The following is a 14611-nucleotide window of genomic DNA, read 5'->3' on the forward strand; positions in this document are numbered from 1 at the left end:
CGTGACACACGTGACGACGCCGTCACGGTCGAGAGGAGCAGCCCCGATGTCGAACCACACCTACCGGGTCACGGAGATCGTCGGCACGTCGCCGGACGGCGTCGACCAGGCCGTCCGCAACGGACTCGCCCGCGCCTCGCAGACGCTGCGCAACCTGGACTGGTTCGAGGTGACCCAGGTGCGCGGCCAGATCGAGAACGGCGACATCGCGCACTGGCAGGTGGGCCTGAAGGTCGGCTTCCGCCTGGACGAGTCGGACTGAGCCGCTCAGGTACGGCCCTCACCCTCCTGCGCCTGCTTCAGCTCGCCCGAAGGGGCGGCCCAGCGGGCCCGCACGACGGTGAACCCGGCCCGTTCGGCGTCGGCGCAGACCAACTCGTCGTCGTCCACCAGGACGCGCACGGTCCGGTCGCGGGCGAGCCCGCGCAGGATCTCCAGCTTGGCGAGCCGGGCGGGCCGGCGGTCGCCGTTGCGCCGCATGTGCACGCGTCCCTCCGGCAGCCCCTGCGCGGCGAGCCACTCCAGTGTGTCGCGCCGGCAGCGCTCGGGTCGGCCGGTGAGGTAGACGACCTCGCACTCCTCGGCGCTGGACAGCGCCAGCGCGACGCCCTCCGGGATCGGCGGGTCGTCCGGCGCGGCCGCGAAGAACGCGTCCCAGTCGCGCGGCCTGCGCTCCAGGAACCGCTGCCGATGGGCCGTGTCGGCGAGGGTGTTGTCCAGGTCGAACACGGCGAGGGGCCGCCTGTTGCTCTCGTTCACGCCGCCCACCCTAGCCAGGCGCCGCCGCCGGGCGGCCTTCGACGCCCCCGCCGCCCCGCCCCCCCTCGCCCCCCCCGCACCCACCCGCACCCACCCCGTCGCCCTAATTGCTCATGGTATCCATTTTCATATAGCGTCCTCGAAGCTCACCGCGAGCCGATCGAGGAGGTTCCCATGGCCGTTCCCAAACGGAAGACGTCCCGCAGCAACACCCGCCACCGCCGCGCCCGGTGGAAGGCGACCGCGCCGCGGCTGGTGTCGGTCACCGTCGACGGTGTGCGGCACCTCGTGCCCCAGCGCCTGCTGAAGGCGTACGAGCGCGGCCTGTTGCAGCCCGAGGGCTGAGGCGGGTGGAGGGCGACGGGTGGAGGACGCCCGGCAGGGGACGCGGGGCGGGTGTACGCGGACCGACGCACCCGGGCGAGGAATCCCGGGGACCGCCAGACGTTGAACCCTGTATGAGCTCCGTGATCGCCTCGGCCCGCTTCTCCGTCCTCGACCGCTCGCGCATCCGTGAGGGCCACACCGGCGCACAGGCGCTGCGCGACACCGTGCGGCTGGCGCAGGAGGCCGAGCGGCTCGGCTTCCACCGCTTCTGGGTGTCGGAGCACCACGGCGTGCCGGGTGTCGCCGGGTCCGCGCCCACCGTCCTGGCGGCGGCCGTGGCCGGTGCGACCAGCACCATCCGGGTCGGCACCGGCGGGGTGATGCTGCCCAACCACCGACCGCTGGTCGTGGCCGAGCAGTTCGGCGTCCTGGAGTCCCTCTTCCCGGGCCGGATCGACATGGGGCTCGGCCGCTCGGTGGGCTTCACCGACGGGGTGCGCAGGGCGCTCGGCCGGGACAAGGACGACGCCGACGACTTCGCCGGGCAGCTGCGGGAACTGCTCGACTGGTTCGTCGGCGCCTCGCCCACGGGGGTCCGCGCCCGGCCGTCGGAGGGTCTGGCCGTGCCGCCGTTCGTGCTGGCCCTGGGCGAGGGAGCGGAGATCGCCGCCCGCGCGGGCCTGCCCATGGTGGTCGGCGACCTCCGCGACCGCGACAGGATGCGACGCGGCATCGACCGCTACCGCGCCGGTTTCCGGCCCTCGCCGTGGGCGGCGGAACCGTACGTCGTCGTCTCGGGGACGGTCGCCGTGGCCGCGACGCCGGAGGCCGCGCGCCGGTTGCTGGTACCGGAGGCCTGGTCCATGGCGTACTCGCGGACCCACGGCACGTTCCCTCCGCTGCCGCCCGCCGAGGAGGCCGAGAGGAGGCCGATGACGGCCAGGGCGCGCGGATTCTACGAGGCCGGGCTCGCCGGCGGCGTCGTCGGCGACGAGGAACAGGTCGCCCGTGAGCTGGAGACCGTGCTCGAGGAGACGGGAGCGCAGGAGGTGCTGGTGACGACCAGCACCTACGACCGGACCGCGCTGCTGGAGTCCTTCCGGCGGCTGGCCGCGATCGTCGACGGCGAGCGCGCCGACGCCCCCCGCCGGGCGGCCACGCTCCGGCACGCAGCGAACCGCGGGGTTTTCCCCGGGTGACCGATCTCGGGCGCGGCGGCGCCCTGTCCGGCCCCGCGCGGTCAGCGCCGGACGCCGCGGAGCGCGCCGCTCCCGCGAGCGCGCTGTTCCCGCCAGGCCCGGTAGTGGTCCGTCACGGTCTCCTCGATCGGGCGGTAGACGAGTCCCAGTTCCTCGGTGCTCCTGCGGTTGTCGACGCGGAAGCGGATCCCGAGATGGCTGCGGATGTAGGCCTGGGAGAGTCCGAAGGCGGGACCGAGGACGCGGACCGGCCAGTGCGGCAGTGCCGTCCGGGGCAGGCGCAGGTTCCTCGGGTGGTGCTCCAGGAGGATCTGCGCCATCCGGTGGAAGGAGGTCATCTCCTCGGCCGCGAGGATGTACCGGCCGTGGGCGCCGGGGTGTTCGGCGGCCGCGATGTGGGCCGCGGCCACGTCCCGCACGTCGACCGTGGTGAAACTGAAGTCCGGGGCGCCGTAGAAGAAGTAGCCCTTGAACAGTTCGTCCAGCAGGAACAGACTGCCCGAGTCGGAGGCCGGGGTGAGCGAAGGGCCCAGGACCAGGCCGGGGTTGAGGGAGACCATGCGCCAGCGGTGCTGTGCGGCCTCGGCCTCCCAGGCCGCCTGCTCGGCGACCGTCTTGGCGTAGTGGTAGGGGTTGTTCTCCACCGTGCTGGTGGTGTTGACGTACTTCTCCGACAGCGTCCCGCCGTCCATCTCCCGTACGTCGGCGTAGTCGCCGAAGATCGCGCCCACCGTGGAGGTGAGGACGAGCCGGCGGACCGTCCTCGTGCGCTCGACCGACGCCACGACGTTGCGGGTGCCCCGCAGAGCGGGCTCCACGACGTCCCGGCGGCCGTCCTTGATCTTCTCCGGCATCAGGAACGGCGAGGCGACGTGGAAGACCACCGTGCAGTCCCGCATCGCCTTGTCGAAGGAGCCCTCGGTGAGCAGGTCGGCCTCGAAGAGGACGAGGCGGCCGGGAAAGTCGTCCTGGAGGGCGTGCAGCGGACCGCACTTGGCCGCGTTCGCCGTGGAGCGCACGGTGGTGTGCACGCGGTAGCCGCGTGTGAGGAGCTGCTCGACGAGATGGGCGGCCACGAAGCCGCTGCCGCCCGTCACCAGCACCGGTGCGTCGGCCGGTTCCGTACTCACACGCGCTCCCCTCGAAGGTCGGGACGCGTCATGATCCCATCAACTCGGCACGACCGTCCCCGCGTTGCCGGGAATCGCCGCGGCGGCCGGCTGCCGCCGCCGACCGCCTGCCGTGCGCCGCGCGGGCCGTGCCGGACGGCGGCCGGGACGGGTGAGGGCCGCTCACGCGGCGCGTCGAGCACCCCGGCCCCGGCAGCCTCGGCCAGTGCCCTGCGGTCCGGGTGACCGTCCGCCGCGAGGGCGGGCAGCACCTCGACCTCGGCCACCAGGCCCCGGGTGGACGCCACCCGCCACAGTGAGGCGAGCAGGGAATCGTCGCCGACGAAGGCGGCCGCCGTGCTGACCGCCCCGCCGCCGTCGCGGTAGCCGATGCGCACGGGCTGGACCCGGGCGCCGGCGTCCAGCGCGGCCTGGAACACCGCCCGCCGGAAACGCCCCTGGGCCCGGCCGCACCAGGTGCTCCCCTCCGGGAACACGGCGACCGCCCGGCCGGAGCGCAGCACCTGCGCGATCCGTTCCACCGTGGCCGGCAGGGAGCGCAGCCGGTCGCGGTCGATGAAGAGCACTCCGCCGCGCGCGGCCAGCGCGCCCGCCACCGGCCACCGCCGGATCTCGGCCTTGGCGAGCATCCGGGCCGGGCGGACGCCGGCCAGCAGCGGGACGTCCAGCCAGGAGATGTGATTGGCGACGAGCAGCAGTCCCCCGGCGGCCGGCGCGCTCGCGCCGGTCACCCGGACCCGCACCCCGGCCGCCCGGACGACGGTCCGGCTCCACCGTCGCACCGCGCCGGCCGGGATCAGCCCCCGGAGCGGCGACAGCACCACCCCGGCCAGCACCAGCACCGCGACCGCCGTGAGCCGCAGCACGGCCCTCGCCACGCCCGTGCGGGACGCCGTCGCCCGCACGCACACCCGCGGAGTGCAGGGCGCTCCGGGCAGCCAGACGCTCACGCGGCGGGCACGAGGGAGAGGAAGTGCCGCAGGTAGCGCGGGTCGACCCGGCTCATCGGCAGCAGCACGTACAGGTCGGCGACGCCGAAGTCGGGGTCGTGGGCGGGCTCCCCGCACACCCAGGCGCCGAGACGGAGGTAGCCGCGCAGCAGGGCGGGCAGCTCGGTGCGTCCGGCCGCGGCGGGCGGGGCGGGCGGGGCGGACGGGGCGGACGGGGCGGACGGGGGCGGCGTCCACGGCCGCAGCGGGCGCACCCGGTACTCCTCGGGCGCCAGGTGCTTCGCGCGCACCCGCTGCCAGGCGCCGGCCGCCAGCGCGCCGCCGTCGGCCAGCGGAATGGAGCAGCAGCCGGCCAGCCACGCGTGGCCGCGGTCCACCATGTACCGGGCGATGCCGGCCCAGATGAGGCCGATGACGGCGCCGTCGCGGTGGTCGGGGTGCACGCAGGAGCGGCCGACCTCGACAAGGCCGGGCCGGATCGCGTCGAGCGCGCCGAGGTCGAACTCGCCGTCCGAGTAGAGGCGTCCGGCGGCCGAGGCGCGCTCCGGCGGCAGCAGCCGGTAGGTCCCGACGACCTGGCCGGTGTATGTGTCGCGCACCAGCAGGTGGTCGCAGTGGGCGTCGAACGGGTCGACGTCGAGGCCCGGCTGCAAGGACGCCAGCGAGGCGCCGAGCTCGCCGGCGAACACGTCGTGCCGCAGCCGCTGCGCGGCCCGTACGTCGTCCTCGTCGCGGGCCAGGGTGACGGTGTAGCGGGCGGGTGCCGTGGACTGCTGGGGACGGTCTAGCGTGGAAATGCCGGTCATGGCTCTCTCCTGTCGCGGGCCGGGTAGGCGCAGCGGCTGCAGCCCCGTGGCGTGGGTGCTGCCGCCCCTGTTCTTCCGCTCCCGGCCGACCTGGGCGTGACCGGCGCGAAGAGAGCTGATGTGGGCTTGCTGAACGACTCGGGCCGACGCAGGGGCGGGTCGGAGGGCGCCGGTCTCTCCGCCGGTCTTCTCACCGGTCGCTTCGCCGGTCTGTCACCGGTCGCTTCGCCGGTCTGTCACCGGTCGCCGTTCGCCTCGCCGGTCGGTTGGCCGGTCGGTTGGCCGGTCGGTTGGCCGATCGCCGCACGGTCCGTCGGCGGTCGGGGTTCGCCCGTCAAGGGCCGCACCCTATCCGTCCCGCGGACGCGAGACGGGGCCGGGGAGCACCACTCCCGGCCCCGCCCGTCCGCACCTTCGGCGAACGCTCCATCTGCCCGGCGCTACCGCTTGGCGGCCTTCCGGGTCGCCCGCAGCCACTCCCTGTTCATGCCGGTGATGGACGTCAGCGGGATGCCCTTGGGGCAGGCGGTCGCGCACTCCCCGGCGAGCGTGCAGCCGCCGAACCCCTCCTCGTCCATCTGCGCCACCATGTCCAGCACCCGGGTCTCCCGCTCGGGCGCGCCCTGCGGCAGCACGTTGAGATGGTTGACCTTGGCGGACGTGAACAGCATCGCCGCCCCGTTGGGGCACGCGGCCACACACGCCCCGCAGCCGATGCACTCCGCGTGCTCGAAGGCGAAGTCGGCGTCCGGTTTGGGCACCGGCGTGGCGTGGGCCTCGGGCGCGGCGCCGGTGGGTGCGGTGACGTACCCGCCGGCCTGGATGATCCGGTCGAAGGCGCCGCGGTCGACCACCAGGTCCTTGACGACCGGGAAGGCGGCGGCCCGCCACGGCTCGACGTCGATGGTGTCGCCGTCCCGGAAGGACCGCATGTGCAGCTGGCAGGTGGTGGTGCGCTCCGGTCCGTGCGCGTCGCCGTTGATGACGAGCGAACACGCGCCGCAGATGCCCTCGCGGCAGTCGTGGTCGAAGGCGACCGGGTCGTCGCCGCGCAGGATCAGCTCCTCGTTGAGGGTGTCGAGCATCTCCAGGAACGACATGTCGGGCGAGATGCCGTCCACTTCGTACGTGGACATGGCGCCGTCGGCGTCGGTGTTGCGCTGCCGCCAGACGCGCAGGGTGAGCCTCATGCGTAGCTCCGCTGGGTGGGGTGGACGTACTCGAAGACCAGGTCTTCCCTGTGCAGGGTGGGCGCGTGCCCCGTGCCGGTGAACTCCCAGGCGGCCGCGTAGGCGAACTCGTCGTCGCGGCGCGCGGCTTCGCCGTCCGGTGTCTGGGACTCCTCGCGGAAGTGGCCGCCGCAGGACTCGGCGCGGTGCAGCGCGTCGAGGCACATCAGCTCGGCGAGTTCGAGGTAGTCGACGATCCGGTTGGCCTTCTCCAGGGACTGGTTGAACTCCTCGCCGGTCCCTGGGACCTTGATGCGCCGCCAGAACTCCTCGCGGATCTGCGGGATGCGCTCCAGGGCCTTGCGCAGTCCGGCGTCGGTGCGGGCCATGCCGCAGAACTCCCACATGAGTTCACCGAGTTCGCGGTGGAAGGAGTCCGGGGTGCGGTCGCCGTCCACCGACAGCAGCAGGTTCAGGCGGTCCTGGGTCTCGGCCAGCGCCTCCTGGACCGCGGGGTGTTCGTCGCTCACCTCGCTCTGGCGCGGATGGCGGGCGAGGTAGTCGTTGACGGTCGCCGGGAGGACGAAGTAGCCGTCGGCGAGGCCCTGCATGAGGGCGCTCGCGCCGAGGCGGTTCGCGCCGTGGTCGGAGAAGTTGGCCTCGCCGATCGCGAACAGGCCGGGGACGGTGGTCTGCAGGTCGTAGTCGACCCACAGTCCGCCCATCGTGTAGTGCACGGCCGGGTAGATCCGCATCGGGACCTCGTAGGGATCCTCGTCGGTGATCCGCCGGTACATGTCGAAGAGGTTGCCGTACCGGGCCTCGACAATCTCGCGGCCCATGCGCGCGATCGCGTCGGCGAAGTCCAGGTACACGCCCTGTCCGCCGGGGCCGACGCCCCGGCCCTCGTCGCAGACGTTCTTGGCGGCGCGCGAGGCGATGTCCCGCGGGACCAGGTTGCCGAACGCGGGGTAGATCCGCTCCAGGTAGTAGTCGCGCTCGTCCTCGGGGATCCGGTTCGGCGGACGGTCGTCGCCCTCGGCCTTCGGCACCCAGATCCGGCCGTCGTTGCGCAGCGACTCGCTCATCAGCGTCAGCTTCGACTGGTGGTCGCCGGTGCGCGGGATGCAGGTGGGGTGGATCTGCGTGAAACAGGGGTTGGCGAAGTAGGCGCCACGCCGGTGCGCCCGCCAGATCGCGGTGGCGTTGGAGTTCATGGCGTTGGTCGACAGGTAGAAGACGTTTCCGTAACCGCCGGTGGCCAGGACGACGGCGTCCGCGACGTAGGTGTCGATCCTCCCGGTGATCAGGTCCCGGGCCACGATGCCGCGGGCCCGGCCGTCGACGACGATCAGGTCGAGCATCTCGGTCCGCGGGTGCATCTCGACGTTGCCGGCGGCGATCTGCCGGCTGAGGGCCTGGTAGGCGCCGAGGAGCAGTTGCTGGCCCGTCTGGCCGCGGGCGTAGAAGGTCCGCGAGACCTGCACGCCGCCGAACGAGCGGGTGTCGAGCAGGCCGCCGTACTCGCGGGCGAAGGGCACGCCCTGCGCGACGCACTGGTCGATGATCTCGACGGAGATCTGCGCGAGCCGGTGCACGTTGGACTCCCGGGCCCGGAAGTCGCCGCCCTTGACGGTGTCGTAGAAGAGCCGGTGCACGGAGTCGCCGTCGTTGCGGTAGTTCTTCGCCGCGTTGATGCCGCCCTGGGCGGCGATGGAGTGGGCGCGGCGCGGGGAGTCCTGGTAGCAGAACTGGACGACGTGGTAGCCCTGTTCGGCGAGCGTGGCCCCGGCGGAGCCGCCCGCGAGGCCGGTGCCGACGACGATCACCGTGTGCCTGCGCCGGTTGGCGGGATTGACCAGAGCGGCCTCGAACCGGCGCTTGTCCCAGCGCTCGGCGACGGGGCCGGACGGCGCCTTGGTGTCGACGACCGGCTCACCGGTCGGGTAGTCCGCGTAGGAGGAGAAGGGACTCATGTTCAACTCACCACTCCGGTCATGACGCCCACGGGCACGGCGAGGAAACCAGCCGTGAGCAGCAGTGCGAGGACGTCGGCGAAGATCTTGAGGGCGCGGTCGCGGGTGCGGCTGCCGACGCCGAGGGTCTGGGCCGCGCTCCAGAAGCCGTGCCGTACGTGCAGGCCGAGGGCGAGCATCGCGACGATGTAGACGGCGTTGCCGTACCAGGTGGAGAAGGTGTCCACGACGTTCTGGTACGGGTGGCCCGGCTGGAAGCCGCCGCTGTGCACGGTGCCGGTGGTCAGATCCAGGATGTGCCACACGATGAACAGGGCGAGGATGATGCCGCCCCAGCGCATGGTGCGGGTGGCGTAGCTCGCCCGTGGCTTTTTGTGCACGTACTTGTCGGGCCGCGCCTTCAGGTCGCGGCGGCTGAGCTGGTACGCGGAGACGGCGTGGGCGACCACCGCGACGACCAGTGCGACGCGTACGAGCCAGAGCGTCCACTCGTAGTGCATGAACGGTTCGCCGACCGTGCGCAGCCAGTGGGCGTAGTGGTCGAACTCCGCCGGACCGAAGAAGATCTTGAGGTTGCCGATGACGTGGGCGACCAGGTACAGCAGCATGATCATGCCGCTTACGGCCATCACCGTCTTCTTGCCGACGGAGGAGTCCCACACCGTGCGCGCCATGGACGACCGTCGGTCCGTCCGCGTTGCCAGAGCCATGTCTGCAGACGCTACGGCCGGGCCGCCCGATCGGTCCAAGACATGGTCCGCCTGGATTCCATAGGCCTCGCCTATCGTCAGCGTACGCTGGAGGCATGCAGTTCCAGCAGCTCCAGTACTTCGTGGCGGTCGCCGAGACCCGGCACTTCACCCGCGCCGCCGAGCTCGTGCACGTGGCACAGCCGTCGCTGTCGCAGCAGATCAAGGCCCTGGAGCGGGAGTTGGGGGCGGATCTCTTCCTGCGGGCGCGGGGGAACATCACGCTCACCGACGCGGGCGAGGCGCTGCTGCCGCTCGCCCGGCGGATCCTCGCGGACACCGAGACCGCCCGGTACGAGGTGCAGGAGCTGGTGCAGATGCGCGGCGGGCGGGTGCGGCTCGGGGCGACGCCCAGTGTCTGCACGGGCCTGCTGCCGGACGTGCTGCGCGCCTTCCACGACCGCTATCCGGGCATCCGGCTCCTGATCGAGGAGGGTGGTTCGCACGACCTCGTCCGCGAACTGGCGCGCGGGGCCCTGGACCTCGCCCTGGTCGTCCTGCCGCTGCCCAGCCCGTCGCCGGCGCTGACCACGGTGGAGCTGCTGCGTGAGGACCTGGTGGTGGTGTCCTCGCCCGAGGCGCCCCAGCCGGGACAGGGGCGCACCGTGCGGATCGCCGACCTGGAGGGCGAACGTCTGGTCATGTTCCGGCACGGCTACGACCTGCGGGAACTCACGGTGGCCGCATGCCGCGCGGAGGGTTTCGAACCCGACTTCGCGGTCGAGGGCGGCGAGATGGACGCGGTGCTCGGGTTCGTGCGGGCCGGCCTCGGGGTGGCCGTCGTCCCCCGTATGGTGGCCGCCCGCTCCGGCCGGGGCCTGCGGGTCACCCCGCTCGCCCGGCCGGGTCTGCACCGCACGATCGCCCTGGCCCACCGCAGTGACGTGGCGCCGCCCCGGGCGGCGCGTGAGCTGCAGCGCATGCTGCTGGAGCGGTGAGCCGGGCCGCCCGCGCGGCGCGGCGGGCCGAGCGCCTGGCCGCGCGCCGGGGGCCGCGCGCCGGTGGCCGTGGTCCCTGCCGCGACCGCCCGCTCCCCCACATGGAGCAGTCGCGCCCGAGGTCAGCCCGTCGCGTCCACCAGGGCCAGGTCGTGGAGACGGTCCGGGGGGCCGGGGCGGGCGTAGTACCACCCCTGGGCCGTGTCGCAGCCGAGTATCCGCAGCTGCTCGGCCTGGGCGCCGGTCTCCACGCCCTCGACGGTGACCGCGAGGTCGAGACTGTGCGCGAGCGAGACGATCCCCTCGACGATCTTGAGGTCGACGGGGTCCGCGGGGAACTGCTGCATGCCCTGGGTGAAGGAGCGGTCCAGCTTGAGCACGCTGACCGGGAGCCGGCGCAGGTTGGCGAGGTTGGAGTAGCCCGTGCCGAAATCGTCGAGCGCGATGTCCACGCCCATCTCGGCGAGCCGGCGCAGCGGTTTGAGCAGGGCGTCGTCGGCGCCGATCAACGCCGACTCCGTCACCTCCAGGCACAGCGCGGCCGGGTCGACGCCCGCGCGCTCCAGGATGTCGACGGTGTCCTGCACCAGGCCCGGGTGGGTGAGCTGGCACGGGGACAGGTTGACGTTGATGCGCAGCGGGCCGGTGTCCTGGTGGCTTTCCCGCCACTCGCCGGCCTGCCGCACCGACTCCTCCAGCACCCAGCGGCCCAGCGGCACGATCAGCCCGGTGTGCTCGGCGAGCGGGATGAACCGGTCGGGACCCAGCACCCCGTGCTGCGGATGCCGCCAGCGCACCAGCGCCTCCGCGCCGCGCACGCTGCCGTCGCCGAGGTGGACCAGCGGCTGGTACTCGATGAAGAACTCGCCGCGTTCGAGGGCCGCCGGGAGCGCCGTGGTCAGGCCGTGCCGGGTGATGGCGCGGGCGTCGGCCTCCGGGTCGGCGACCTCGAAGCGGTTGCCGCCCGCCGACTTGGCCCGGTACATGGTGATGTCGGCGCTGCGCAGCACCTCCGCCGCGCTGCGCTCCCCGGCCGGCCCTTCGACGATGCCGATGCTGCCGCGCACGGTGAGCTCCCGGCCGTCGATGCTCACGGGCGCGATCAGCGCGTTCATGATGCGTGCGGCGAGCTCGTCGACCTCGTGGCGGGTGTCGGGGCCGGTGGTCAGCGCCACGAACTCGTCGCCGCCGAGGCGGGCGACCATCTCGCCGGGTGCGGTCGCGCAGGACTGCAGCCGGTCCGCGACCTCCACCAGCAGCCGGTCGCCGGCGGCGTGCCCGAGGCTGTCGTTGATGGTCTTGAAACCGTCGAGGTCGAGGTAGCACAGACCGAACCGGCGGCCCTCGCCGGCCGCCAGCACCTTCTCCAGCCGTTCGAAGAACAGGGTGCGGTTGGGCAGTCCGGTGAGCGCGTCGTGGGTGGCCTCGTAGCGCAACCGCAGGTTGAGCAGCCGGCGCTCGGTGGTGTCCTCCATCAGCGCCAGCTGGTACTGCGGGGCCCCGTCCGCGTCCCGCAGCAGCGAGACCGTCAGATTGGTCCACAGGACCGTTCCGTCGGGGCGGCTGAAAGCCTTCTCCGTGTGGTAGTGCTCCCGTTCGCCGCGGACGAGCTCGTCGTAGAGCCGCCAGGTCTGCGGCGCGTCCTCGGGGTGGGTGAGGTCCTGGACCTTGCGGCCCAGCAGCGACTGCTCCGAACCGCCGAACATGCGCAGCAACGCCCCGTTGACCTGGAGGACGTTGCCTTCCAGGTCGGCGATGCTGATCCCTATCGCGGCCCCCTCGAAGACCGCGCGGAAGCGGGCCTCGCTGGCGTGCAGGGCCTGCGCGACGACGCCCTGGGCGCGCAACGCGGCCTGGGCGATGGCCTCCTGCTCGGCGAGGGTGCGCTCGCGCAGCGCCGCCGCGTAGCCGCCCGCCATGGCGTGCTGCAGACGTGAGGCACGGGTGCGCAGGTCCTCCTGGGGGCCGTCCTCGCCGCAGTAGAGCACCAGATAGGCGTCCACGCAGTCGAGTGTGCGGCTGAGTGCCTCGGGATCGGTGCAGTGCACGTCGACCAGGGCGGCGCCGACCGCCCTGGCGGCGTCGGCGTCGAGGGTCCGCTGCAGCAGCGCCTCACGCAACCGCCGCGCCAGCGGCAGGAGTTGCTCTTCGAGTTCGAGGCGGGTCAGTGACGTCGAGGTCACCGGGTACACGGCCCGGCTCCAGATCGTCACGAACCGCCGCAGTCTGTCCTCCGGCCCGTCCGGCTCCGCACTCACGCCGTACGCCCCACGCCGGCGAACCCGGAGAAGGCCCAGGGGTCCTCGTCCTCCGGCGCCGTGTCCGGCCGCCAGTGCGGCATCGGCACCAGTCCCGGCTCCACCATGTCGTACCCCTCGAAGAACCGCCCGATCTCGTCACGCGAACGCATGACCAGCGGATTGCGAATGTCCTTGTACACGTCGACGGCGCCCTCGGCCCGCTGCGACAGCTGCGGGATTCCCTCGTACGAGGCATGCGTGAGCACCAGCAGACTGCCGGGCGCGAGCGCGGCGCCGAGTTCCGCCACCGCCGTGTGCGGGTCGTCGGCGTCCTCGACGAAGTGGAGCACCGCGACCAGCAGGAGGGCCACCGGCCGCGTCAGGTCGAGCAGTTGCTCCACCTGCGGGCTGGTCAGGATCTCCTGCGGCTTGCGCAGGTCGGCGGCCACGACGTCGACGCCGTCGCAGTCGGTCAGCACCGCCTGGCTGTGCGCCACGGCCACCGGGTCGTGGTCGACGTAGACCACGCGCGCGCCGGGGCTCGCCGCCCGGGCGATCTCGTGCGCGTTGCCGAACGTGGGGATCCCGGAGCCGATGTCGAGGAACTGGGTGACGCCCTCGTCGACCGCGTACCTCACGGCACGGCGCATGAACGCCCGGTTCGCCTGACTGATCTTGGGCAGTCCGGGGACGAACTCCATGGCCCTGCGGGCCGCTTCCCGGTCCACCTCGAAGTTGTGCGATCCGCCCAGGTAGTAGTCGTAGATCCGCGAGACGCTCGGCACCGAGATGTCGATGCTCCGAGGGGCCCAGGCGGGACGCTCCATCTATCTCTCCAAGGCGTTGGCGATCCGGTGTTCGAGCTGAGGCTACTGATCGCCCGCCAAACGGGCGAGGGGAAACGGAAATTGACCGTCCGTTCCCGGTCACTGCCTCCGGCACGTGCCGGACCGACGACCCCCGCGGGGCTACGAAAAGTGTCCGGGCCGCTCCGGAGGGTTCCGGAAGCGGCCCGGAGGGCGGCCGAATTCTACGCACAGGAGGAGGGGGCCCGACAAGCACAGCGGTCCGCCCCCTCCGTGCGGCGCGGAGGGGGCGGACCAACGGGTCGTGCGCGAGGGACAGCTGCGGGAACCGGCCCTGGGGAGGCGTTCCTACTGCCCCGGCGCTCCGACCAGCTTCCCGTCGGGCGCGACGGCGTACCACGTGCCGCCCACTCCCTGACCGTTGATGTCGCCGGGGGACTTGTCACCGGAGAAGGTGTAGATCGGCGAGCAGTTGACCGTCTGCTGCTTGACGCCGTCGCCCCGGGTGAAGCTCATCAGGCCCTTCTTCTGGACGCCCTTGGTGTCGTTCGCCTCGACCGGCGCCACCGCCGGCCACTTCTCCAGGCAGGCGCCGTTGCAGTTCGACACCGGCTTGGGCCACGCCTTGTCCTTCAGGAACCGGTAGACGGTCATGCCGTTCTTGTCGACGACGATGTCGCCGAGGTTCGGGTCCTTGCGGACGGACAGCCCGGCCAGGGCTGCGTCGCCGCCCCCGCCCCCGCTCCCGCCCGCGCCGCCCTTGGCCTTCTTGCCGTCGGGAGCCAGCGCGAACCACTTGTTGCCGACGCCCTGCCCGGTGGTGTCGCCGGCGTTGGCGTCCTTGGCGTAGTAGTAGGCGGGCCAGCCGCCCACGGTGAGCTGCTTGCTGCCGTCGGAGCGGGTGATCTCGCCGAGCAGCGACTTGTCGATGCCGTCGCCGGCGCTCGCGTCGTCGGCGGACACCGGCGGCCAGGCGGTCGCGCAGTCGCCGTCACAGTTCGACTTCGGGGGTTCCGCGGTGTCCGCGTCGAAGCGGTAGAGGGTCTTGCCGGCGCCGTCGGTGAGGATCTTGCCCAGTTCCGGGTTCGCGGCGACGGCCAGCTCGCCCGTGGAACCGCCCTGCGCTCCGGTGCCAGAACCGACGCCGCCGGGCGCGGCGCTCGCACTGGCGCCGACCTGGCCGTAACCGCTGCCGACGCCCCCGATGCCACCGGCCGGAGCCGTGGCCCCGACGTTCTGGCTCGACGCTGACGTGCCGCTTTCGGATCCGCACGCCGTCGTCAGCGCCAGTACGGCCACGGTGCCAGCCGCGAGTGAGGCGCTCCGCCAGGTGGTCTTCATCGTCAACAACTCCCCGATCCTCCCAAGGTGTTGCGGCGCCCTGCTGCGCCACCGCACGACACTGGGTACGCACGCGGAGGTCCGTTGTGTTCAACCGCGGCACAAATTTCTTTCCACGACCCGTGACGCGGTCCGTCCCGGGCCGCTCACGACGGCCCCGGACCGGACGCCCCACCTGCCCGCAACGCGGCGATCGCACTGCCGGTCGCACAGACGGACGA

Annotated in this window: 14 protein-coding genes; 4 read left to right on the forward strand and 10 right to left on the reverse strand. The window is 72.6% G+C overall.

The window, feature by feature from the left end; genetic code table 11:
• Positions 1 to 46: 46 nt before the first annotated feature.
• On the forward strand, positions 47 to 262 hold the full coding sequence (locus tag OHS82_RS07125; protein ID WP_057581022.1) for a dodecin: 216 nt from the start codon (positions 47 to 49) through the stop codon (positions 260 to 262).
• Between the two features lie 5 nt (positions 263 to 267).
• Here the strand turns inward: OHS82_RS07125 and OHS82_RS07130 are convergent, their stop codons facing one another.
• On the reverse strand, positions 268 to 759 hold the full coding sequence (locus OHS82_RS07130) for a phosphatase domain-containing protein (protein ID WP_328433523.1): 492 nt from the start codon (positions 757 to 759) through the stop codon (positions 268 to 270).
• Positions 760 to 933: 174 nt separating this feature from the next.
• Here OHS82_RS07130 and rpmF point away from each other — a divergent pair, with 174 nt between their 5' ends.
• Both rpmF and OHS82_RS07140 read left to right on the forward strand, forming a co-directional pair.
• Positions 934 to 1104: a 50S ribosomal protein L32 gene (rpmF, locus tag OHS82_RS07135; protein WP_328433524.1), complete on the forward strand. Its 171-nt coding sequence runs from the start codon at positions 934 to 936 to the stop codon at positions 1102 to 1104.
• Between the two features lie 113 nt (positions 1105 to 1217).
• Positions 1218 to 2285 carry an LLM class flavin-dependent oxidoreductase gene (locus tag OHS82_RS07140; RefSeq protein WP_057581024.1) on the forward strand — a complete coding sequence of 356 codons (1068 nt, stop codon included), beginning with the start codon at positions 1218 to 1220 and terminating at the stop codon, positions 2283 to 2285.
• 41 nt (positions 2286 to 2326) lie between these two features.
• Here the strand turns inward: OHS82_RS07140 and OHS82_RS07145 are convergent, their stop codons facing one another.
• The 6 genes from OHS82_RS07145 to OHS82_RS07170 form a co-directional block, all read right to left on the reverse strand.
• Complete coding sequence (locus OHS82_RS07145) at positions 2327 to 3415, reverse strand: NAD-dependent epimerase/dehydratase family protein (protein WP_079041412.1); 1089 nt, start codon at positions 3413 to 3415, stop codon at positions 2327 to 2329.
• Positions 3412 to 4365, reverse strand: coding sequence for a lysophospholipid acyltransferase family protein (locus OHS82_RS07150; RefSeq protein WP_328433525.1), 954 nt, complete (start codon positions 4363 to 4365; stop codon positions 3412 to 3414). Before OHS82_RS07150 ends, OHS82_RS07145 begins: the two co-directional genes overlap by 4 nt.
• Positions 4362 to 5171, reverse strand: a complete 810-nt coding sequence (locus OHS82_RS07155; RefSeq protein WP_328433526.1) for a GNAT family N-acetyltransferase — start codon at positions 5169 to 5171, stop codon at positions 4362 to 4364. Before OHS82_RS07155 ends, OHS82_RS07150 begins: the two co-directional genes overlap by 4 nt.
• A 440-nt stretch (positions 5172 to 5611) precedes the next feature.
• The gene (locus OHS82_RS07160) at positions 5612 to 6361 is read right to left on the reverse strand and encodes a succinate dehydrogenase/fumarate reductase iron-sulfur subunit (RefSeq protein ID WP_057581026.1); all 750 of its coding nucleotides are present in this window, start codon (positions 6359 to 6361) and stop codon (positions 5612 to 5614) included.
• Positions 6358 to 8316 carry a fumarate reductase/succinate dehydrogenase flavoprotein subunit gene (locus OHS82_RS07165; protein ID WP_057581027.1) on the reverse strand — a complete coding sequence of 653 codons (1959 nt, stop codon included), beginning with the start codon at positions 8314 to 8316 and terminating at the stop codon, positions 6358 to 6360. Before OHS82_RS07165 ends, OHS82_RS07160 begins: the two co-directional genes overlap by 4 nt.
• Positions 8317 to 8318: 2 nt before the next feature.
• Positions 8319 to 8990 (reverse strand): succinate dehydrogenase, encoded by a 672-nt coding sequence (locus tag OHS82_RS07170; protein WP_057581028.1) that lies wholly within the window; start codon positions 8988 to 8990, stop codon positions 8319 to 8321.
• 131 nt (positions 8991 to 9121) lie between these two features.
• Here OHS82_RS07170 and OHS82_RS07175 point away from each other — a divergent pair, with 131 nt between their 5' ends.
• Positions 9122 to 10003: a LysR family transcriptional regulator gene (locus OHS82_RS07175; RefSeq protein WP_057581029.1), complete on the forward strand. Its 882-nt coding sequence runs from the start codon at positions 9122 to 9124 to the stop codon at positions 10001 to 10003.
• 122 nt (positions 10004 to 10125) lie between these two features.
• On the opposite strand, the gene OHS82_RS07180 is transcribed toward OHS82_RS07175, so the two are convergent.
• From OHS82_RS07180 to OHS82_RS07190, 3 genes are all read right to left on the reverse strand, one after another.
• A complete protein-coding gene (locus OHS82_RS07180) occupies positions 10126 to 12261 on the reverse strand; it encodes a putative bifunctional diguanylate cyclase/phosphodiesterase (RefSeq protein WP_057581030.1) in 2136 nt (711 codons plus the stop codon).
• Positions 12258 to 13070, reverse strand: a complete 813-nt coding sequence (locus OHS82_RS07185) for an SAM-dependent methyltransferase (protein WP_057581031.1) — start codon at positions 13068 to 13070, stop codon at positions 12258 to 12260. Before OHS82_RS07185 ends, OHS82_RS07180 begins: the two co-directional genes overlap by 4 nt.
• Before the next feature lie 327 nt (positions 13071 to 13397).
• Positions 13398 to 14390: an SCO0930 family lipoprotein gene (locus OHS82_RS07190; RefSeq protein ID WP_057581032.1), complete on the reverse strand. Its 993-nt coding sequence runs from the start codon at positions 14388 to 14390 to the stop codon at positions 13398 to 13400.
• Positions 14391 to 14611: the final 221 nt, after the last annotated feature.

Source organism: Streptomyces sp. NBC_00425 (assembly GCF_036030735.1).
In the GTDB taxonomy this organism is placed as follows: Bacteria; Actinomycetota; Actinomycetes; order Streptomycetales; family Streptomycetaceae; genus Streptomyces.